General features: G+C 65.9%; 20 protein-coding genes. 7 read left to right on the top strand and 13 right to left on the bottom strand.

Annotation, left to right across the window (positions count from 1 at the left end; genetic code table 11):
- Nucleotides 1-136: 136 nt before the first annotated feature.
- The gene (locus OZ411_RS26215; RefSeq protein ID WP_225120165.1) at nucleotides 137-361 is read right to left on the bottom strand and encodes a DUF2093 domain-containing protein; all 225 of its coding nucleotides are present in this window, start codon (nucleotides 359-361) and stop codon (nucleotides 137-139) included.
- Nucleotides 362-546: 185 nt separating this feature from the next.
- Between OZ411_RS26215 and OZ411_RS26210 the strand changes: the two genes are divergently transcribed.
- Entirely contained in the window at nucleotides 547-1389 is an 843-nt protein-coding gene (locus tag OZ411_RS26210) for a dienelactone hydrolase family protein (RefSeq protein ID WP_282530303.1), read from the top strand.
- 123 nt (nucleotides 1390-1512) lie between these two features.
- Here the strand turns inward: OZ411_RS26210 and xseA are convergent, their stop codons facing one another.
- A complete protein-coding gene (gene xseA / locus OZ411_RS26205) occupies nucleotides 1513-3129 on the bottom strand; it encodes an exodeoxyribonuclease VII large subunit (protein WP_282530274.1) in 1617 nt (538 codons plus the stop codon).
- A gap of 168 nt (nucleotides 3130-3297) precedes the next feature.
- On the opposite strand from xseA, the gene purD reads away from it, so the two are divergent.
- Together purD and OZ411_RS26195 are read left to right on the top strand one after the other, a co-directional pair.
- On the top strand, nucleotides 3298-4575 hold the full coding sequence (gene purD / locus OZ411_RS26200) for a phosphoribosylamine--glycine ligase (protein ID WP_282530273.1): 1278 nt from the start codon (nucleotides 3298-3300) through the stop codon (nucleotides 4573-4575).
- A 31-nt stretch (nucleotides 4576-4606) separates the two neighbouring features.
- Nucleotides 4607-5512 carry an alpha/beta hydrolase gene (locus OZ411_RS26195; RefSeq protein WP_282530272.1) on the top strand — a complete coding sequence of 302 codons (906 nt, stop codon included), beginning with the start codon at nucleotides 4607-4609 and terminating at the stop codon, nucleotides 5510-5512.
- Nucleotides 5513-5596: 84 nt separating this feature from the next.
- Here OZ411_RS26195 and OZ411_RS26190 read toward each other — a convergent pair whose 3' ends face one another.
- Nucleotides 5597-6055, bottom strand: coding sequence for a nucleoside deaminase (locus OZ411_RS26190; RefSeq protein ID WP_282530302.1), 459 nt, complete (start codon nucleotides 6053-6055; stop codon nucleotides 5597-5599).
- 119 nt (nucleotides 6056-6174) lie between these two features.
- On the opposite strand from OZ411_RS26190, the gene OZ411_RS26185 reads away from it, so the two are divergent.
- Nucleotides 6175-8259 carry a pseudouridine synthase gene (locus OZ411_RS26185; protein WP_282530271.1) on the top strand — a complete coding sequence of 695 codons (2085 nt, stop codon included), beginning with the start codon at nucleotides 6175-6177 and terminating at the stop codon, nucleotides 8257-8259.
- Between the two features lie 8 nt (nucleotides 8260-8267).
- Nucleotides 8268-8822, top strand: a complete 555-nt coding sequence (gene rsmD, locus OZ411_RS26180) for a 16S rRNA (guanine(966)-N(2))-methyltransferase RsmD (protein ID WP_282530270.1) — start codon at nucleotides 8268-8270, stop codon at nucleotides 8820-8822.
- 91 nt (nucleotides 8823-8913) lie between these two features.
- On the opposite strand, the gene mutL is transcribed toward rsmD, so the two are convergent.
- Nucleotides 8914-10728, bottom strand: coding sequence for a DNA mismatch repair endonuclease MutL (mutL, locus tag OZ411_RS26175; protein ID WP_282530269.1), 1815 nt, complete (start codon nucleotides 10726-10728; stop codon nucleotides 8914-8916).
- Between the two features lie 215 nt (nucleotides 10729-10943).
- Between mutL and OZ411_RS26170 the strand changes: the two genes are divergently transcribed.
- On the top strand, nucleotides 10944-11255 hold the full coding sequence (locus tag OZ411_RS26170) for a ribbon-helix-helix domain-containing protein (RefSeq protein WP_028163938.1): 312 nt from the start codon (nucleotides 10944-10946) through the stop codon (nucleotides 11253-11255).
- Nucleotides 11256-11531: 276 nt separating this feature from the next.
- On the opposite strand, the gene OZ411_RS26165 is transcribed toward OZ411_RS26170, so the two are convergent.
- From OZ411_RS26165 to OZ411_RS26150, 4 genes are all read right to left on the bottom strand, one after another.
- A complete protein-coding gene (locus OZ411_RS26165) occupies nucleotides 11532-13100 on the bottom strand; it encodes a GMC family oxidoreductase (protein ID WP_282530268.1) in 1569 nt (522 codons plus the stop codon).
- Nucleotides 13101-13126: 26 nt separating this feature from the next.
- Nucleotides 13127-13675, bottom strand: a complete 549-nt coding sequence (locus tag OZ411_RS26160) for a gluconate 2-dehydrogenase subunit 3 family protein (protein WP_282530267.1) — start codon at nucleotides 13673-13675, stop codon at nucleotides 13127-13129.
- Nucleotides 13676-13740: 65 nt separating this feature from the next.
- Nucleotides 13741-14136 (bottom strand): VOC family protein, encoded by a 396-nt coding sequence (locus tag OZ411_RS26155; protein WP_282530266.1) that lies wholly within the window; start codon nucleotides 14134-14136, stop codon nucleotides 13741-13743.
- A complete protein-coding gene (locus OZ411_RS26150; protein ID WP_282530301.1) occupies nucleotides 14137-14457 on the bottom strand; it encodes a c-type cytochrome in 321 nt (106 codons plus the stop codon).
- Nucleotides 14458-14855: 398 nt separating this feature from the next.
- On the opposite strand from OZ411_RS26150, the gene OZ411_RS26145 reads away from it, so the two are divergent.
- On the top strand, nucleotides 14856-15155 hold the full coding sequence (locus OZ411_RS26145; protein WP_282530265.1) for a hypothetical protein: 300 nt from the start codon (nucleotides 14856-14858) through the stop codon (nucleotides 15153-15155).
- Between the two features lie 201 nt (nucleotides 15156-15356).
- On the opposite strand, the gene arfB is transcribed toward OZ411_RS26145, so the two are convergent.
- The 5 genes from arfB to lspA all read right to left on the bottom strand — a co-directional run bounded on the left by arfB (nucleotide 15357) and on the right by lspA (nucleotide 20218).
- The gene (arfB, locus tag OZ411_RS26140) at nucleotides 15357-15776 is read right to left on the bottom strand and encodes an alternative ribosome rescue aminoacyl-tRNA hydrolase ArfB (protein ID WP_282530264.1); all 420 of its coding nucleotides are present in this window, start codon (nucleotides 15774-15776) and stop codon (nucleotides 15357-15359) included.
- Between the two features lie 201 nt (nucleotides 15777-15977).
- Nucleotides 15978-17342, bottom strand: coding sequence for a pitrilysin family protein (locus OZ411_RS26135; protein WP_282530300.1), 1365 nt, complete (start codon nucleotides 17340-17342; stop codon nucleotides 15978-15980).
- A gap of 59 nt (nucleotides 17343-17401) precedes the next feature.
- Nucleotides 17402-18790 (bottom strand): pitrilysin family protein, encoded by a 1389-nt coding sequence (locus OZ411_RS26130; RefSeq protein ID WP_130583084.1) that lies wholly within the window; start codon nucleotides 18788-18790, stop codon nucleotides 17402-17404.
- Nucleotides 18791-18893: 103 nt separating this feature from the next.
- On the bottom strand, nucleotides 18894-19619 hold the full coding sequence (locus OZ411_RS26125) for a hypothetical protein (RefSeq protein WP_282530263.1): 726 nt from the start codon (nucleotides 19617-19619) through the stop codon (nucleotides 18894-18896).
- A 101-nt stretch (nucleotides 19620-19720) separates the two neighbouring features.
- Nucleotides 19721-20218 (bottom strand): signal peptidase II, encoded by a 498-nt coding sequence (gene lspA, locus OZ411_RS26120; RefSeq protein ID WP_130583086.1) that lies wholly within the window; start codon nucleotides 20216-20218, stop codon nucleotides 19721-19723.
- Between the last annotated feature and the right edge of the window lie 2 nt (nucleotides 20219-20220).

Raw genomic sequence — 20220 nt, 5'->3', positions numbered from 1 at the left:
GCGGCCGTCTCGAAGGATAGGCCCCGGGGCGAGATCGGGGCCTCATGGTTCGAGACGCGCTACGCGCTCCTCACCATGAGGGTCTGGCATCGTGCCCGCGGAGCAGCCCGTAATCCGGGCTATGAACGAATGCGCCCTATCCCTGCTTCAGCGCTGCGGGAAAATGCCGCTGCAGCACCGCGCCTGGGGTCGCATAGGCCTCCTGCAGATCGACGCTCCAATATTTCAGTTCGTCGAGCGGAATGCGCACGTCCGTGATGGCGCAGCGCACATAAGTTCCAGGCGAGACCACGCGGAAATCGCCATCGAGATATTGCACCTGCGCTTCGCCATGACCCGAGGGACCGAACTTGTTCAGCACTATGAAACTCTCCGCCCGGCCTTAACGGGAGGCCTCGTTGGGGTTGCGGTTTATACCTACCATAAATAGGCTGTAATGTCCGCAGGTTAAACCACCGACTTGTGATGAATTGGGGCCAGACTGCATGATAGTTTGCAGCCGTGGTCCGCTCGGTCAACAGCGCCACCATGATCCGGCCAATTGAGATGCGGTTTTTGTCAGCAGCCATTTTCCTGACGCTCGTTGCCGTGGCTTCCGCCGCGACGGCCGCGCCGCTGCCTGCGCCCCATCAGGTCGATATTCCCGCCACCAATCTCACCTTGCATGCGCAGCTCTACAAGCCCGACGGCGACGGCCCGTTTCCGACCGTGATTGCGCTGCATGGCTGCGGCGGCCTCGCTGGGCGTTCGGAGCCGGTCTTGCCGCGCTACCGCGACTGGGCGGAACAATTGCTCCGGACCGGCCATGCCGTGCTGTTGCCCGACAGCTACGGCTCGCGCGAGGTCGGCCCGCAATGCCGCGTCAAGGATCGGGAACGGCACGTGCTGGCGCGCCGCGAGCGGGTCGCCGATATCATGGCGGCGCGGCAATGGCTGATGCAGCAGTCCTGGGTGGCGCATGAGCGCATCAGCCTGATCGGCTGGGCCAACGGCGCCAGTGCGTTGTTGTGGGCCGTGCGGCCGCAACTCCCCTCGCGCAGCACCGAGCCGGATTTCCGCTCGGCGATCGCGTTCTATCCGGATTGCCGGCTGTCCTCCAGGCTCGGCTGGAGCACGCGGGTGCCGACCTTGGTCATGATCGGCGCCAACGACGATGTCAGCTCGCCGCCGGCCTGCCACCAGATGGTCGACGGCGCGCGCGGCCGCAGCGCGCTGGCGCGGATCATCACCTATCCCGGCGCCTATCACGACTTCGATCTCGCCAATCTGCCGCTGCGTGCGATTGCCGGAACAGCCGATGCCGCAATGCCCGAGGTCGGCCACATCGGCACCGACGCAGAGGCGCGCACCGACGCGCAGAAACAGGTCGCCGCCTGGCTCTCGCGTTAGTGCCAGGTGAGGGCTCTCTCCCTACTGCCGTAGCCCGGGTGAAGCGCCAGCGTAACCCGGGGCCGCTCGCAACGCGGACACAGGTGTCGCGGGTTACGCGTTCCGCTCCACCCGGGCTACAGGCTAGAATAGGCTGCCCTGGTCGACCGGCTTTGCGACCCGCTTTGGCGCGGGCTTCGACTCGCGCGTAACCGGCTTGGGCTGGGGCGTCGGCGCCGCGGCGACAGAGTGGTCGCCATCGGCGGTAGCAGCCACGCGGCCGTCGGCGAACTCGATCGACAGAAGCGCATTCGGCGCGACGCTGGCCGCGGCATGCACGGGATGTCCCGCTTCGTCGCGCACCAGGGCAAAGCCGCGGGCGAGCACGCTGCGATAGGAGAGCGCCGCCAGCAATTTTTCGCTCTGGCCGACGCGCGCGTCGAGCCGCTGCAGCAGCGTGACCATGGCGCGTTGCGCGCGCTCGGCGAGCCGATGGGTGCGTTCGCGCTGCCGCGCGATCGCATTGCGCTGCGCCTGCGCATTGGCGAGCTTGGACGCCTTGAAGCGAACCTCCAGCCCCGTAAAGCGCTCGCGCCGGCTGCGCAGGAGCGAGCGCGCGGAAAGGGCGATGCGCTCGCCTGAGACGGTCAGGCGCTGCCTGGCATGCGAAATCTGCCCGTGCAGCACCCGCAGCGTCAGCCGGCCGCTGGTGGAGGCGAAGCGGCGGAAATGCGCGTGCGTATTCGCCTTCAACCCGCGCGGCAGTGCTGCGCCGAGGTGATCCAGCCGCTGCCGCGGGATCGCCAACAGTTCGCTCGGCGCCGGCAGCGCGCGCGCTGCGGCCCGCAATTCGTTGCGGCGGGCCTCCTGGCCGCGCTGCCAGCACACGGACACCCGCCGCGCCAGTGCTGCGACCTCGGCAAGCAATTCGCTGCGCACCGGCACCGCCATTTCGGCGGCCGCGGTCGGCGTCGGCGCGCGCTTGTCGGCGGCGAAATCGATCAGCGTGATGTCGGTCTCGTGACCCACTGCTGAGATCAGCGGGATCATGCTGTCGGCGGCGGCGCGGACCACGATCTCCTCGTTGAACGACCAGAGGTCCTCCAGCGAACCGCCGCCGCGCGCGACGATCAGCAGGTCCGGTCGCGGAATCCTCCCGTCTTCTGGCAGCGCGTTGAAGCCGCGGATTGCGGCGGCGACCTGCTCGGCGGAGCCGTCGCCCTGCACCTTCACCGGCCACACCAGCACGCGGCGGGGAAAGCGGTCCTCCAGGCGATGCAGGATGTCGCGGATCACGGCGCCGGTCGGCGAGGTGACGACGCCGATCACCTCCGGCAGCCAGGGCAGGAGCTGCTTGCGCGCCTCGTCGAACAGGCCTTCGGCGGCGAGCTTCTTCTTGCGCTCCTCCATCAGCGCCATCAGCGCGCCGATGCCGGCCGGCTCCAGCGACTCGATCACGATCTGGTATTTGGAAGAGTTCGGATAGGTCGTCAGCTTGCCGGTCGCGATGACCTCGAGCCCCTCCTGGGGCTTGAAGCGCATGCGGGCGTGGGCGAACTTCCAGATCACCGCCTCGATCTTGGCGTTCTCGTCCTTCAGCGCGAAATAGCAATGGCCGGAGGAATGCGGGCCCCGGAAGCCCGTGATCTCGCCGCGGACCCGGACATGGCCGAACCGGTCCTCCACCGTTCGCTTCAGCGCGGAGGACAGTTCCGAGACGGTGAATTCGGGCGCATTGAGCAGATTCGGTGCAGCGGTCATCACTTGTTAGAATCGGGCTTTTTAGGCGCGGGCGCAAGGTCCTGGGGTGCCAACCAGCCCGTCAGGCCACATATCCACATCAAGCCCGAGCCATTCCTTGCGGCGGCGTGATGCCGTGCTAAACCGTCGCGCTACGGCGCGGCAACCCTTAAATCTGACTGCAATCGCATGAACATTCTCCTGATCGGTTCCGGCGGCCGCGAACATGCGCTGGCGTGGAAGATCGCCGCCTCTCCGCTGGTGACAAAGCTGTGGTGCGCCCCAGGCAATGCCGGAATCGCGCGCGAGGCCGAATGCGTGGCGCTCGATGTGGCCGATCATTCCGCCGTGATTGAATTCTGCAGGCGCAACGCCGTCGATCTTGTCGTGGTCGGCCCGGAGATCCCGCTCGCCGCAGGGATTGTCGACGATCTCGCCGCCGCCGGCATCAAGGCGTTCGGTCCGAGCAGGCTGGCGGCGCAGCTCGAGGGGTCCAAAGGGTTCACCAAGGATCTCTGCCGCGAGTTCAACATCCCGACCGGCGCCTACCGCCGCTTTGACAATGCCGATGATGCGCTCGCCTATCTACGGGCGCAGGGCGCGCCGATCGTGGTCAAGGCTGATGGCCTCGCCGCCGGCAAGGGCGTCGTGGTGGCCAAAACGCTGGGCGAGGCGGAAGCCGCCATCGCGATGATGTTCGAGGGCGCGTTCGGCTCGGCCGGCACTGAGGTGGTGATCGAGGAGTTCCTGTCGGGCCGCGAGATCAGCTTCTTCGCGCTGTGCGACGGCGAGACTGCGATCCCGCTCGCCTCCGCGCAGGACCACAAGCGCGTGTTCGATCACGATGAAGGGCCGAACACCGGCGGCATGGGCGCCTATTCGCCGACGCCGTTCGTGACGCCTGAGATCCACGACCAGATCATGGCGCGGATCATCCTGCCGACCGTTGCCGGCATGAAGCAGCGCGGCACGCCGTTCCGCGGCGTGCTCTATGCCGGCGTGATGCTGACGGAGCAGGGCCCGAAACTGTTCGAATACAATGTCCGCTTCGGCGATCCCGAATGCCAGGTGCTGATGCTGCGGATGATGTCCGACATCGTGCCGGCCTTCCTCGCCGCCTGCGACGGGCAACTGAGGAATTTTGACCTGCGCTGGTTCCCCGAGCCAGCGCTGACGGTGGTGATGGCCGCGAAGGGCTATCCCGGCGATTACAAGAAGGGCACGCGCATCGACGGGCTCGACGAGGCCGCTCAAATCGAGGGCGTCGAGATCTTCCATGCCGGCACGGTCGAGAAGGATGGCGCCATCCTCGCCAATGGCGGCCGCGTGCTCAACATCTGCGCGTCGGCCACGACCGTGACCGAAGCCAAGCAGCGCGCTTACGCCGCGATCGACCGCATCAAGTGGCCGGACGGCTTTTGCCGCCGCGACATCGCCTGGCAGGCGGTGGAGGCCGAGCAGGGCTAAACTCGATCCGAAATTCAGAGGAGGTACGCGAATGTCCGATCTCGCCGATCTTTTCCCCGGCTACGCCTCCGAATGGATCAACACCTCCTCAGGCCGCATCTTCGCGCGTGTCGGCGGCAAGGGGCCGCCGCTGCTGCTGTTGCACGGCTTCTCATCCACACATGTGATGTGGCATCCGGTGGCGCCAAAGCTCGACGACAGGTTCACGCTGATCATCGCCGACCTGCCGGGCTATGGCTGGTCGGACATGCCGGAGAGCGACAAGGACCACACGCCCTACACCAAGCGCGCGATGGCGAAGACGATGATCGAGGCGATGGAGAAGCTCGGCCATGTGCAGTTCGCGCTTGCCGGTCACGATCGCGGCGGCCGCGTCTCGTATCGGCTGGCGCTCGATCATCCGGGGCGGCTGTCCAAGCTCGCGGTGCTGGATATCCTGCCGACCTATAATTACTGGGAGCGCATCAACCGGCTCTATGCGCTGAAAATCTATCACTGGACCTTCCTGGCGCAGCCGGCCCCGTTTCCGGAGACGCTGATCCTGGGCGCGCCGGATTTCTTCCTCCGGCACAAGATGGCGAGCCAGACCAAGTCGAAGACGCTGGACGCCATCGATCCGCGCGCGCTGGAGCATTATCTGGCGCCGTTCCGTGACCCCTCGCGCGTGCATGCGATGTGCGAGGATTACCGCGCCGGCGCCTATGCCGATTACGAGATCGACAAGGCCGATGTCGAGGCGGGCCGGAAGATCACCATCCCGATGCTGGCGCTGTGGGGCGATGCCGGGATTGCGAGTGCCGCGGCGACGCCGCTCGACACCTGGAAGCAGTGGGCGACCAATGTCGTGGGCGCGCCGGTCGACTCCGGCCATTTCCTGACCGAAGAAAATCCCGAAGCCACGGCAAAGCTGCTGCGGGAGTTCTTTCTCGCTTCGTAGCCCGGGTGGAGCGCAGCGCAACCCGGGAAGACACGGACTCCAGAACCCCGGGTTGCGCTGCGCTCCACCCGGACTACGGGAAGTTCACCGCCGCTCCCGGAAAAACTCCCGCAATAGCACTGCGGCCTCTCGCTCGCCGATGGCGGGATAGATTTCCGGCCGGTGATGGCAGGTGGGCTGCGCGAAGAACCGCACGCCGGACTCCACCGCGCCGCCCTTCGGATCGGCCGCGCCGTAATAGAGCCGGCGGATGCGGGCGAACGAGATCGCGGCGGCGCACATCGTGCACGGCTCGAGCGTGACATAGAGATCGCAATCCACCAGCCGCTCGGTGCCGATCGCCTCCGCGGCCTGCCGGATCGCCAAAATCTCGGCGTGCGCGGTCGGGTCGCGGTCGGTCAGGGTCCGGTTGCCGGCGGTGGCGATCACCTCGTAGCCCCGGACGATCACGCAGCCGATCGGAACTTCGCCGGCCTTTCCGGCGTTTTCGGCGGTTTTCAGCGCCAAATCCATGAAAGAAGGGGCAGTCATGCCTCGTATCATCGGAAGAAACCTGCTACTAGCTGCGCCTTCAGCAAAAGTGGATGCCCGGTTTTTGCGTGAGATTGCGGCTCGATAACGGGCACGCATGAGCGCCATTTGCCCCCTAAGTGAGACTATTCATGCCCCGCGACAGCGACAAAAACAACGATTCCCGCGGTCGGCGTGATCGGCCGGGCGGCAAGGGCCGCTCCGGCAAGGCGCGCGGGCCGGAGAAGAAGTTCGCCAAGCGCGGCTTTGGGACCAGGGATTCTGCCGGAAAGCGCGATGATGCAAAGCGCGACTTCGGCAGCAAGCGCGAAGATCGCCCGTTCCGCCGCCGCGACGGGGATGAGGCGCCGCGCCGGGACTATGGCGACAAGCCGCGCTTCAACCGCGACGACCGCCCGCGCGGAGAGCGGACGTTTGCCGACCGCCCGTCGCGTGATGGTGAGAAGCGGCCGTTCAAGCCGCGCGGCGACCGGCCGAGGTTTGACCGGGATGACCGCGGCGGCGAAAAGCGCCCCTACACCCCGCGCGCCAATCGCGACGATGCCCGTCCGGCGTCGCGGTTTTCCGATCGCAAGTTCGGCGACAAGAAGCCCTACGCTTCGCGCGACCGTGACGGCGAGAAGCGATCCTATGCACCACGCGGCGAACGATCCTTTGGCGACCGTCCATCCCGCGATGGCGATCGGCCGGAGAGAAAGTTCGGCGGCGACAGGAAATTCTCGCGCGGTGCTGCCGACCGCGGGGATCGGGCGCCGCGCAAGGATTTCGGCGACCGCCCGCCGCGTGGCGAGTCCAAGCCGTGGGAGAAGCGCGAGCGCAATTCCGATCGTCCGGAACGCAATTTGGGCAGCTCGCGCGATTTCGACCGGCCGAAATTCGACAAGCCGCGCTATGACCGGCCGCGCGACGATCGCGGCGGCGACGAGCGCCCTCGCTTTTCGCGCGCGCGCGACGACCGTCAACAGGGCGATCGTCCATTCCGCGAGCGGCCGAAATTCGATCGTCCCCGCGAGCACGATGATCGCAAGTTCGATCGTGGCCGCGAGCGCCCCGAAGGACGCACCGACTGGCAGGAGCATCCGCGCAGCGAAGGGCGTTTCGGCGACCGTCCGCGCCGCGACAATGAGGATGAGAGCAAGATCTTTGCGAAGCGTCCGGCCTTCGGCGGCCGCGGCGCCTATCGCGAACGACCGGCAGATTTCGAGAGACGGCCGCGTCCGGAGCCGAAGACGAAGAAATCCGGCGAGCGCATCGCCAAGGTGCTGGCGCGTGCCGGCCTTGCCTCGCGCCGCGACGCCGAGGAAATGGTGACGCAGGGCCGCGTCACCGTGAACGGCCGCGTCATCAATTCGCCGGCGCTCGACGTCACCGCCAACGATGTCGTCGCGGTCGACGGCAAGCCGTTGCCGCCGCGCGAGCGGACCCGGCTGTTCATGTATCACAAGCCGCGCGGGCTGATGACGACGCATGACGATCCCGAGGGGCGGCCGACGGTGTTCGACAATCTGCCTGAAGGCCTGCCGCGGCTGATCAGCGTCGGCCGGCTTGATTTCAACACCGAGGGATTGCTGCTGCTGACCAATGACGGCGGGCTCGCCCGCGTGCTCGAATTGCCCGACACCGGCTGGCTGCGCCGCTATCGCGTCCGCGCCCATGGCGAGGTGACGCAGGCGCAGCTCGATGAACTGAAGAAGGGCGTCGAGGTCGAGGGCGTCAAGTACGGTCCGATCGATGCGACGCTGGAGCGCGACCAGGGCTCGAACGTCTGGCTGGTGTTCGCGATCCGCGAGGGCAAGAACCGCGAGGTGCGCAACGTGATGGCGCATCTCGGGCTCGAGGTGAACCGGCTGATCCGGATCTCCTACGGTCCGTTCCAGCTCGGCGAGCTCGAGGAAGGCAAGGTCGATGAGGTCAAGACGCGGGTGCTGCGCGAGCAGCTCGGCGAGAAGGTCGCCAAGCTTGCGGGCGTGGACTTCGCCCGGCCAGAGCACCATGCCGACGGTGACGACGATGCGCCACGCGACAGGAAGCCGTCCAAGCCGGCGAGCAAGCGCGCCGTGATTGCCGACCGCAAGGGCCGTCGCGTGCTGGTGCAGCGTTCCGGCAGCGAGGAAGCGCGCATCCGCAACGAGGAAGAGAATGCCGGCTACGGCCCGCCACGCCGCGTCAAGCGCACCTATCACGGCAAGCGCGACCTGAAGCCGAAGGACGAGTAGGCCGGACGATGCGCGTCGTCGGGGGACGATTGAAGGGCCGCAATCTGGCCGCGCCATCCTCGCGCGACATTCGCCCGACCGCGGATCGATTGCGCGAGTCCGTGTTCAACATCCTCGTCCACGCCTATGACGATCCGATTCAAGACGCGCGGGTGCTGGACCTCTTTGCCGGCACCGGCGCGCTCGGCATCGAGGCGGTGTCGCGCGGCGCGAAGTTCGCGCTGTTCGTCGACAACGGCGCCGAAGCCCGCGCGCTCCTCCGCAACAACGTGGAGTCGTTGGGGCTCGGTGGCGTGACAAAAGTATTCCGCCGCGACGCCACCAATCTGGGCCCCGCGCATCCCGTCGAGCCGTTCTCGCTGGTGTTCCTGGATCCGCCCTACGGCAAGGGATTGGCCGAGAAGGCGCTGGCCTCGCTCCGCGATGGTGCGTGGCTGACGCCCGGCGCGCTCGTGGTGGTGGAAGAGGCGAAGGCTGTGGCGTTCACAGCACCTGACGGCTTCGAGGAGCTGGAGCGCCGCGCGTACGACGACACGGAGTTCGTGTTCTTGAAGGTGCCGTAGGGTGGGCAAAGCGTAGCGTGCCCACCATTGCGAGCGGAGTGCTTGATGGTGGGCACGCTACGCTTTGCCCACCCTACGCGTCCCGCGCAGCTCACCGCCGCCCGAACAGCTTCTCGATATCCGACAGCTTCAATTCCACATAGGTCGGGCGGCCGTGGTTGCACTGGCCCGAGTTCGGCGTGTCTTCCATCTCGCGCAACAGCGCGTTCATCTCTTCCGGCTTGAGGCGGCGTCCGGCGCGCACCGAGCCGTGGCAGGCCATGGTGGCGGCGACATGCATCAGGCGTCGCTCGAGCGGCAGCGCCTCGTCCCATTCGGCCATGTGCTCGGCGAGGTCGCGGAGCAGCCCGGCCGCATTGGCCTTGCCGAGCAGCGACGGCGTCTCCCGAACCGCAACCGCCCCGGGACCGAAGGATTCGATCGCGAGCCCGTAAGTGGCAAGCTCCTCGGCGCGATCGAGCAGTTTCTCGACCGTGGATTCGTCGAGCTCCACGATTTCAGGAATCAGCAGAATCTGCCGCTGCACGCCGTTCTTGGCCAGCGACGCCTTCAATTTCTCATAGACGATGCGCTCGTGGGCGGCGTGCTGATCCACCACGATGAGTCCGTCGCGGGTCTGCGAGACGATGTAGGTCTCGTGGATCTGCGTGCGCGCCGCGCCAAGCGGGCGATCGAGCAGGTCGGCCGCGGGCTGCGCCTCGAAGCGGACATCGGCGGTCGGCGCGCCGACGTCGAAGGCAGCCTGGCCAGGCTCGGCCAACGCGCTTGCGGCCACGCCGTCGAATGAAGGCAACGGCCGCACGGGAAAAGCCGGCGAGCGGCGCCAGTCCCAATTGGTCGGGCGTGGGGGCACGAAGGAAGGACGGAAGGCGGAGAGCGCCGCGCCATCGGTATTGGCCGCGGTGCGCCTTCCTTCGCGCGCGAGACCTTCTTTAAGCGCATGCACGATCAGGGCGCGGACCAGGCCGGCATTGCGGAAGCGCACCTCGGTCTTGGCCGGATGCACATTGGCGTCGACCTCCTGCGGCGGCAGCGTGACGAACAGCGCCACCACGGGATGGCGGTCGCGCGGCAGGTAGTCGGCATAGGCCGCGCGCACCGCGCCCAGGATCAGCTTGTCCCGCACCGGGCGGCCGTTGACAAACAGGTATTGGCCGAGCGCATTCGCCCGCGTCAGCGACGGCGCGGCGGCAAAGCCTTCGACCACGACGCCCTCGCGTTCGGCGCGGACCTCGATCGCGCATCCGCGGAACTCGCCCCCGAGAATATCGCCGAGCCGCGTCAGCCGGCCGGGCGCGCCGGGCAGTGCCGCGGCCCAGGTGACCGGCGCGCGCTCCTCGCCGGCGAGCGTGAAGGCGATGTCGGGCCGCGCCATTGCGAGCCGCCGCACCACCTCGCGGATCGCTTCCGCTTCGGTGCGGTCGGTCTTGAGGAATTTCAGCCGCGCCGGCGTCGCGTAGAAGAGATCGCCGACCTCGACGCGGGTGCCCTGGCCGAGCGCCGCGGGCATGACCTCCGATTTCACGCCGGCTTCGACCGAAAGCGACCACGCGTGCGGTTCGCTCGCATGTCGCGTCACGATGTTGAGCTTTGCCACCGCGCCGATCGAGGGCAGCGCCTCGCCGCGGAACCCGAGCGTCCGGATCCGCAGCAGGTCCTCGTCATCGAGTTTTGACGTGGCGTGGCGGTCGACCGCAAGCGCGAGGTCGGCGCGTGTCATGCCGCCACCGTCATCGGTGATCCCGATCCGCCGCCGCCCGCCGCCATCGGTGAAGATATCGATCCGGTTGGCGCCGGCATCGATCGCATTCTCCACCAGTTCCTTGACCACGCTCGCGGGACGTTCGACCACCTCGCCGGCGGCGATGCGATTGACGACCTGTTCGGGAAGCTGGCGGACGGGCATGGTGTGGGATCGATTCGCGTTGCAATTCCATTCTAGGCGGGCGCCGCAGCAAATGCATGCGCTTGGGTCCGGAAATCCACGCCGCACTGGGCAGGACCTGCCTATCGTCTTGAAGAGACTGGCATTCGCTGGACACCGGCTGTGCAGCGCAGGATTGTCGGGTTGTGCGGCCGGGTATATCGTTTAGAAAAATTATAATCTGGCGGGAGGATTCCATGTGCCATCTGTTCGCCCATCAGCCGCAACGCGACTACGAATCGCAGACCAGATCGCTGCGACTTGGCGGCCATTGCACCTCGATCCGGCTGGAACTGGCATTCTGGGACACGCTGGAGGAGATCGCGGCGAAGGAGGGGATGAGTCTGGCGAAATTCCTCACCACGCTGCACAACGAGGTTCTCGACCATCACGGCGAGGTCAGCAATTTCGCCTCGCTGCTGCGCTGCTCCTGCCTGATCTATCGTTCCAAGAGCGCCGCGTCGCCGGAGTTGCGCGACAGGCCCGCCATTCTCGACGCGGCCGAGTAGGCTCCCTCGTAGCCCGGGTGGAGCGGAACGCGCAACCCGGGACGCCTGCATCAACATCGACCGGCGGTCCCGGGTTACGCTGACGCTCCACCCGGGCTACGGCGCTGCGGGTGCAGGCGTTGTAGCTCCCTCTCCCGCTTGCGGGAGAGGGCTGGGGTGAGGGTGTCTCCGCGATGGGACTATCCGTGGGGAGAGAGCCCCCACCCGCCGCGCTTCGCGCGTCGGCCTCCCCCGCAAGCGGGAGAGGCGAAGCGAGCGCGTGGCTAGCATCAGATCCTAAATCTCCTTCCGCTGCATTGCGCCGGCGATGTGGTCGGCTTGCCGGATCGCCAGCGACACGATTGTCAGCGTCGGGTTGCAGGCTGCCCCGCTCGTGAACTGGCTGCCATCCGAGACGAACAGGTTCTTGATGTCGTGGGTCTGGCCGAACTTGTTCACCACGCCATCTTTCGCCTTCTCGCTCATCCGGTTGGTGCCGAGATTATGCGTGCTCGGGTAGGGCGGCGTCGGATAGGTGACGGTGGCGCCGACCGCCTCGTAGACCGCGGCACCCTGCTTGTAGGCATGGGCGCGCATCGCGAGATCGTTCGGATGATCGTCGAAATGCACGCTCGCGACCGGCATGCCGAACTTGTCCTTCGCCTTCGGATCAAGCGTGACACGGTTGGTCTCCTGCGCCATGTCCTCGCCGACCAGCCACATGCCGGCCATCCGCGGATAGCCTTCCATCGCACTGGTGAACGGGCGTCCCCATGCGCCGGGACTGAGGAAGGCAGCCATGAAGGGCAAGCCAAGCGACAGCGTCTCCATCTCATAGCCCCCGACGAAGCCGCGTGAGGGATCGTTCTTGGCCTCGTCGCGAATGATGCCGGCCATCGTGGTGCCGCGATACATGTGCACCGATTTCTCGAAGGTCGCATACACGCTGCCGGTCATGTGCCGCATGTAATTGCGGCCGACCTGGCCGGAGGAGTTGGCGAGCCCGTCCGGGAACATGGTCGATGCGCTGTTGAGCAGCAGCCGCGGGCTCTCGATCGAATTGCCGGCGACCGCGACCACGCGGGCCTTCTGGCGCTGCATCGCGCCGTTTGCGTCGGCATAGACCACGCCGGTCACCTTGCCGGATTGATCGTGCTCGATCTTGATCACCATGCTGCCCGGGCGCACTTCGAGATTGCCGGTGGCTTCGCCCTTCGGGATTTCGGTGTAGAGCGTCGACCATTTCGCGCCCGACTTGCAGCCCTGGAAGCAGAAACCGATCTGCTGGCAGGAGCCGCGGCCGTCACGCGGTTCGCTGTTGATCGCCATGTTGCCGGTGTGCACGGTCTTGTAGCCGAGCTTTCTGGCGCCGGCCTCCAGCACCTTGAAATTGTTGTTGCCGGGCAGGCCCGGAATGCCGTTGGTCCGCGTCACGCCCATCTTGTTCTCGGCCTTGGCGTAATACGGCTCCATCTCCGCGAGCGTGATCGGCCAGTCCAAGAGATTGGCGCCGGGGATGCCGCCATAGGTGCTCTTGACCTTGAACTCATGTTCGTCGAAGCGCAGCGACGCGCCGGCCCAATGCGTGGTCGAGCCGCCGACCGCCTTCACGATCCATGCCGGCAGATTCGGAAAGTCCTTGGCGACGCGCCAGCTTCCCGAGGTCGTGCGCATATCCGACCAGGCGAGCTGGGCGAAGCTGTCCCATTCGTCGTTGACGAAGTCCTGGTTCTCGATGCGCGGTCCGGCTTCGAGGATGACGACCTTGACGCCTTTCTGTGCGAGCTCGTTGCCGAGCGTTCCACCGCCCGCGCCGGAGCCCACGATCACCACCACGCCACTGTCATTGAGATCGAATTTTGCCATTGTGATCCTCCCAGAGCGTTGTTGGTTTAAGCTTTCGGGAGCCAGTCGATGTCGGCGAAGCCGCGCTTGAGGTAGCCGCCATATTCGGCGGACGAGCCCTCATAGCCGAACTTCGGCCAGACCTCTTTCTGGTTGTAGAGGGAGACGACGAGGTCACCGCGGATCTTCTGGAAGAACGCGGTCTCTTCGATCCGCTGCAACAGCACCACGCGATCGGCTTCCCAGGGCACCTGCACGTACGGCACCTTGTGGCGGTCGTTGGCCTCCTGGTCGAGCCTGACAACGCCGTCATTGATCAGCGACTTGATCGCGGGATCCTTGGCCGCCTTGCCGTCCCACGGCTTGACCGCGACGATGTAATAGCTGTCACCCAGGAAATCGTGCGGATAGATGTCGCGCGCCATCTTCACCAGCGTCTTCAATGTCGCCGGCGTCAGCGTGGTGGCGTTATCGGCCCAGGCATCGCTGATGGTGAGGCCCGTGCTGGTGGCGATAGCGACGGTCGGTACCGCCGTTGCCGCGCCCTTCAGGAAGACGCGGCGATCATATTTGCTTCGACGATCGACTTCTCTCATGGGTTTCCTCCGTGGAATGTTTTGTCATTGTTGATTGGTCGTATTTCTTCGTTCCAGATTATGCTCTAGCCAAAACGGCCGCCGCGCTGGATCACCTCGATCTTGTAGCCGTCGGGATCGGTGACGAAGAAGAAGCGCGCCAGCGTCTTGCCGTTATGCTTGAAATCGCGCAGTGGCCCCGGCGCGAGCTTCTCCCGCTCGAACCGCGCATGCTCGGCATCGAGATCGTCGACGATCACAGCGAGATGGCCGTAGCCGTCGCCGAGCGAATAGGGCTCCTTGCGGTCGAAATTGACCGTCAGCTCGACCTCGAACGGCGAGGAGGGGTGGCGCAGATAGATCAGCGCGAAATCGTCGAACTTGAGATGATCGGCGACCTCAAGGCCGAAGGCGCGCGCGTAGAAATCGAGCGACTTCGCCTCGTCGAGCACGCGGATCATCGAGTGAACGGGTTTTGCCATTCAGTTGAGCTCCTTCAAATAGGCGATGATGGCGGCGCGGGTCTCCGGTTTGGCCTGGCGATAGGCCATGATGGAGCCGGGGATCATCGCCTGCGGGTTGGCGAGCCAGGCGTCGAGCCTGGCGTCGTCCCAGACGAAATCGGCTTGCGCGAAGCCGGGCGAATAGTGAAAGCCTTCGGCCTTGCCCGCCGGACGGCCGACGACCTTGAACAAGGGAGGGCCCTGACGGACCGGATCGGATAGGTTCGTGGTGTGGCAGGTCCCGCATTGCTGCTTGAACAGCGCAGCACCATCGGGCGGCTTGGCGGCAGGCAATGGCATCTGCGCAGCCGCGATCGTCGCGAGCAACGCACTGCAACATCCGAGTCCGATTGCTGCCGTCGCGCGTAGCCTTCTCATCCACCTCACCGCCTGTACGCGGTAACTCTAGGTCGCGCGCGAAAGGCGGTGGTAGTAGCGGGCTGTTTCACCGCAGAACAAAACGCGTCGATGAGCAGCTAGGAAAATCGTGCCGGCCAAACCACGTCACGCCGCCGCATATGTGAAGCGCAATTTCGCGAAATTGCCCCGAAATCCCTGCACGATCTCCACACGACGCAGATTGCATGGCGCACGCGTCGTTTGCGACACGTTCAATCCGCGTGAAGGGGAGACCGGCGCAGCAGGCGGCGCATGGAACCGCCGAACCTTCCCGCACGAACTAAATCCAGGAGCAATGGATGAAGCTAGCGAAAACTTCCCTGATCGCGTTTGCCCTCTCGGCCGCACTTGTCGGCCCTGTCCTTGCGCAAGGCGCCGCTACCGGCGGCTCGATTCGCGGCGGCGCGCAGGAAAGGAGCGTGGCGCCCGGTGGAATGACTGGTAGCGGCGATGAGGAGATGAACGCGCAGACGGCGGCTCCGACCGGAAAGACCGGCGCGAAGTCCGGCGCCAAGGGCACGGTGGGTGCCGGCGCCGGCGCCGGAGCGCACAAAGGCACGGCGACGGAGCCTGCTGCTCCCGGCGGCAAGCGCTACTAGCCGCACAACCTCTCTTCACCTCTCCCGCTTGCGGGGGAGGCCGCCTCCGGCGGCCGTTCTTAAGAACGCCGAAGCGAAGCTTCGGCTATGGCGAAGCGCCGGGTGGGGGCTCTCTCCACTCGGGGAGTCCCAATGCGGAGACACCCTCGCCCCAACCCTCTCCCGCAAGCGGGAGAGGGAGCTACATCCGCGCGTTTGGCATCAATCCTCGAACCCTCGCGTGCCGCGCCGTGCCTTGACGTCACCGCGGCGCTTCTTGCCTTCCAGGCGGCGATGCTTGGAGCCGAGCGTCGGCTTGGTCGGCCGGCGCGGCGTCGGTCGCACCATGGCCTCGCGGAGCAGCTCTAGCAGGCGCTCGATTGCGTCGGCGCGGTTGCGCTCCTGGGTGCGGAAGCGCTGGGCGTGGATCACGATCACGCCGTCCTTGGTCATGCGCTGGCCAGCCAATCGGACCAGCCGCGCCCGGACATCCTCGGCGAGCGCGATTCTGCTGGTGTCGAACCGTAGCTGCGCCGCTGTCGCCAGCTTGTTGACGTTCTGCCCGCCCGGACCCGAGGCGCGCACGAAGCCGATCTCGATATCGTTCTCGTCAATGGAGAGGTCGCGGGCAACCCGCAGCATGGCATCACCGGTGGTCGGGCAGGAATCGTCCGCCGCACCATAGCGGGTTTCGCGCCCGCTCCGCGAGCACAGACCCTCATCCTGAGGAGCCTGTAGCCCGGGTGGAGCGGAACGCGTAACCCGGGACACCTGTGTCCGCACTGCGAGCGGTCCCCGGGTTACGCTGGCGCTTCACCCGGGCTACGGCACTACGACACTCACTCAGTTCGGCGCGGACGGCTTCGCGGCTGACGGGGCGGCGGCCGGTGGGCTCGCGGCCGGCGGCGTCGCGGCTGATGGCGCGCTGGCCGGTTGGGCCGCGGCCTGCGGGGTGCGGCCGACGACGACCGTGAGCAGGCCCTGGCCCCAGAGCCGCTGCGACACCTTCCTGGCGTCGTCCAGCGTCACCGCGTCGACGATGGCGTTGCGCTTCTCGATGTAGTCGATCGGCAGCTTGTCGGTCTGATACTGCAGCATCGCCTGCGCGAGCTTCGAGGAGGTATCAAGCGCCAGCATCTGCGAACCCTTCAAGTACGACTTGGCCTCGTCGAGCTCCTTCTGGGTCGGGCCCTCCTCGGCCATGCGGCGGACTTCCTTCTCGATCGCGTCCACCGTTTCGCCGGCGCGATCGGCGCGGGTGCCGGTATTGCCGATGAACAGCGAGGAGTGCTCCATCCAGACCAGCGCTCCATAGACGGAATAAGCGAGCCCACGCTTCTCGCGCACTTCGCGGTAAAGCCGCGAGGACAATCCGCCGCCGCCGAGGATGTGGTTGACGACGTAGCCCGGCATGAAGTCCGGCTCGTTGCGGCGGATGCCGGGGCCGCCGAAGGTCACCACCGTTTGCGGTACGTCGAGCGGAATGAGGGCGCGCTGCGGCGGCTTGGCCGCGACGATGTCGGCGACCGGCGTGAGCGTGGCCTTGGCCGGCAGCCCGCCAAAGGTCTTGTCGAGCAATTTGCCGAGCGTGTCCGGATCGACATCGCCGACCACGGCGACCTTGAGCGTGTCCTTGGCGAGCACGCGGCGGACATAGTCCTTGAGCTCGGCGATCTCGATCGTCGGCACACTTTCGAGCGTGCCCTGGGCCCCCCGGCCGTAGGGATGGTCGCCGAACGCAACTTCGAGGAATTTACGGCCTGCAAGCGAGCTCGGGTTGGTGGATTCGCGGCGCAGGTTGGAGAGCACCTGCGCGCGGATGCGCTCGACGTCGGGCGCCTCGAAGCGCGGCGAGGTCAGCGCCGAGCGCAACAGGTCAAAGGCCTCGTCCTTGTTGTCCTTGAGCATGCGCAGCGAGCCGCGGAAATTGTCGCGCTGCGAGGAAAAACTCAATTCGATGGCGCGGCGATCGAGTCGCTCGTGGAAGGTCTTGGAATCGAGATCGCCGGAACCTTCGTCGAGGAGGTCGCCGACCAGATTGCCGACGCCGGGCTTGGCGGCGGGATCCTGGCTGGCGCCGCCGCCGAAGGCATATTCCATCGCAATCAGCGGCACGGTCGAATCCTGCACGAACCAGGCCTCGATGCCGCCGGGCGAGACCAGGCGCTGGATCTTGGTTGCGGCCTGCGACGGGCACGACGCGAGCATCGTCGTCAGCGCGAGCGCGCTGCCGCCGACGAGGACCGAACGCCGAGTGAGAGAATAGGTCACGAGCGCTTCTCCTCGCGTTTGGGCGCAGTATCCTTGATCAAGTAACCGGTTACGGAACGCTTCTTGTCCAGCCAGTTTTGCGCGGCTTCGCGGACCTGTTCGGCGGTGACGGCGCGGATGCGCTCGGGCCAGCTCCTGATATCGTCGACGCTCAACCCCGTGGTGAGCGCGCCGCCATACCAGCGTGCCAGCATCGCCTGATTATCCTGCGCGTAGATCGATTCCGCGATCAACTGGGTCTTGACCCGCTCGAGGTCCTCGGCGCGCGGCGGATTCCGCGCGATATCGGCAATGACCTTGTCGATGGCGTCCTCGATCTGCGCGAAGTCGACGCCGGGCTTCGGCGTTGCGGCGATGACGAACTGCGAGGGGTCGAGCGCAGTGCCCTGGTAATTGGCGCCGGTCGAGATCGCGAGCTGACGGTCGATCACCAGCGAGCGGTAGAGATAGGAATTGGCGCCGCCGCCCATCAGTTGCGCGAGCACGTCGAGCGCGGGGCTTTCGCCCACCGCGGCGGTGGCGGCCGACGGGACCAGGTAGTAGCGGCGCATGGTCGGCTGTTCGACGCGCGGATCGGCCAGCGTCACCGTGCGCGGTGAGACCGGTATCGGCTCCTGGGGGCGCAGCCGTTTTGCGGGGATCGATTGCTGCGACGGGATGTCGGCGAAATTCTTCTCCACCATCGGGCGGATATCGCTCGCCTCGACGTCGCCGGCGATGATCAGGATCGCGTTGTTCGGCGCATAGAAGCGCTTGTAGAAGGCGAGCGCGTCCTCGCGGCCGAGCTTTTCGATTTCCTGGTGCCAGCCGATCACCGGACGGCCATAGGGGTGGTTCAGATAGAGCGCCGCCATGATCTGCTCGGTGAGCCGCGCATCCGGATTGTTGGCGACGCGCATGTTGTATTCTTCCAGCACGACGTCGCGCTCCGGCAGCACGTTCTCGTCCTGCAGGATCAGGCCGGTCATCCGGTCGGCCTCGAATTCCATCATCTTGCCGAGCTGCTCGCGCGGCACGCGCTGGAAATAGCCAGTGTAGTCGGTGGAGGTGAAGGCGTTCTCATTGCCGCCGACCCTGAGCACAGTCTGCGAGAATTCGCCGGCCGGATGCTTGGCCGTTCCCTTGAACATCAGGTGTTCGAGGAAGTGCGCCAATCCCGATTTGCCGGGGGTCTCGTCGGCGGAGCCGACCCTGTACCACATCATCTGCGTCACAACCGGGGTGCGGTGATCGGGGATCACCACCACTTGCAGGCCGTTGTGCAGCGTGAAGCTGGCAGGGCGTTCCGAGGTGACCGTGGTCTGGGCAATGGCGCTGGAGGCGGAGAGGGAGGCCGTCGAAAGCAATCCGGCAAGAAGCGAAACCACAAGGCGGTGCTGGGACATCAGGACCTATCTAAAAAACCCGGAGCAACATTGCCCCGGGTATGCCGGCATCATATGGCGCGCGCAAAGCCGCCAACCTCACGAACGCGAGAGACGAGGTTAATTAATCGCCATACTTGCCCTGCGACGGGTTGTATTCCTTGTTGAGCGATTCCTTCGGGCCGGTGCCATAGGCGAAATTCGGCGACGGCGTCTGGTAGCCGGGCGGAGGCTGGGTCAGGGATTCCCGGGTCGGCTCGCTCTTGAAGGTGGCCGTCTCCGTCTTGCTGCCGCCGAACAGGCCGCTGAAGCCGCCCTCATAGCCGAGCTGTGACGGCGAGAGAATCGCGTTGGCGCCGGGGTTGCCGCCGGGCTGGTCGACCGACTCGCCGCCGCTGGACTTTTTGTCGCTCTTCTGAGCGAGCTCGCTCGGCGACAGGATGCGGCTGGCTTCGCGCGGATCCTTGTTCGTGTTCTTCCGCGCCGCGATTGCCGCCTTGCGGCGCGCCTCGTCGGGGTCCTTCGGCCAGTTCGGCACCTTGGCCTCGGCGGAAGCTGCCGGCGCGGGCAGGTTGAGGTTGGGGGGCACGACCAGCGGCGAGCGCTCGCGATAGTCGATGCCGCGGTTTTCCATGTTGGTGCCGCCAAGGCCCTTCATGACGCCTTCGATGACCTTCTCCTCGAAGGTCTTGTCGTCCTCGTCGTCCCCATCATCGCCGGCCCGTACGGGACCTGCGGCCATTACGAGGCCGACGCCGAGGGCGACCGCGGCGAGCCGCAATCCATGCATCAGCGCTTTCCAGGCAGTCGAGGTATCGGCTTGTGGAGCGTTGGCTTCAGTGTGGCGCATCGCGCTCTTCCCCACTCTTTAAATTCGCGAGGGCGGTCACCGGCTTAGGCACGGTTCCGCCCATGAAATCCTACCCGCTTGCAAAGCCGTATCGGCCGCGATCAGGGCGCTTTTGCGGCGGGTACCCCCAGAAAAGAATCATACAATAGTGCAGCTACCCCAGCAACGATGGCCACGTCCGCGAGGTTAAAGACGTACCAATTGAGGGTTTTTTCCCCGATCTGGATGTGAAACAGGGCGAAATCGACCACCGCGCCATAGGCGAAGCGGTCGATGGCGTTGCCGATCGCGCCGCCGATGATCAGCCCGAGCGCAATTGTCGCAAGCAGGGTACGCGAGTACGCCATCCAGATCGCCAGCGCCACCACCGCGATCGCCTTGACCGCCATCAGCAGGAGCTGGGCCGTCGGGCTGTTACTCTGGAACCAGCCGAAGCTGATCCCGACGTTCCAGGCCAGCACCAGGTCAAAGAACGGCGTCACCTTCACCACGCTGCGCCGGGGAAGGTCGAACACGAACAGGAGCCAGAGCTTCGACGCCTGGTCGAGGATCAGCGTGGTAACGGCCGCGATGATGCCGGCGCGCAGGGGAGGGGTCATGC

This window comes from Bradyrhizobium sp. Arg237L, assembly GCF_029990105.1.
Classification (GTDB): domain Bacteria; phylum Pseudomonadota; class Alphaproteobacteria; order Rhizobiales; family Xanthobacteraceae; genus Bradyrhizobium.
This window is presented reverse-complemented; position numbering and strand designations above follow the sequence as displayed.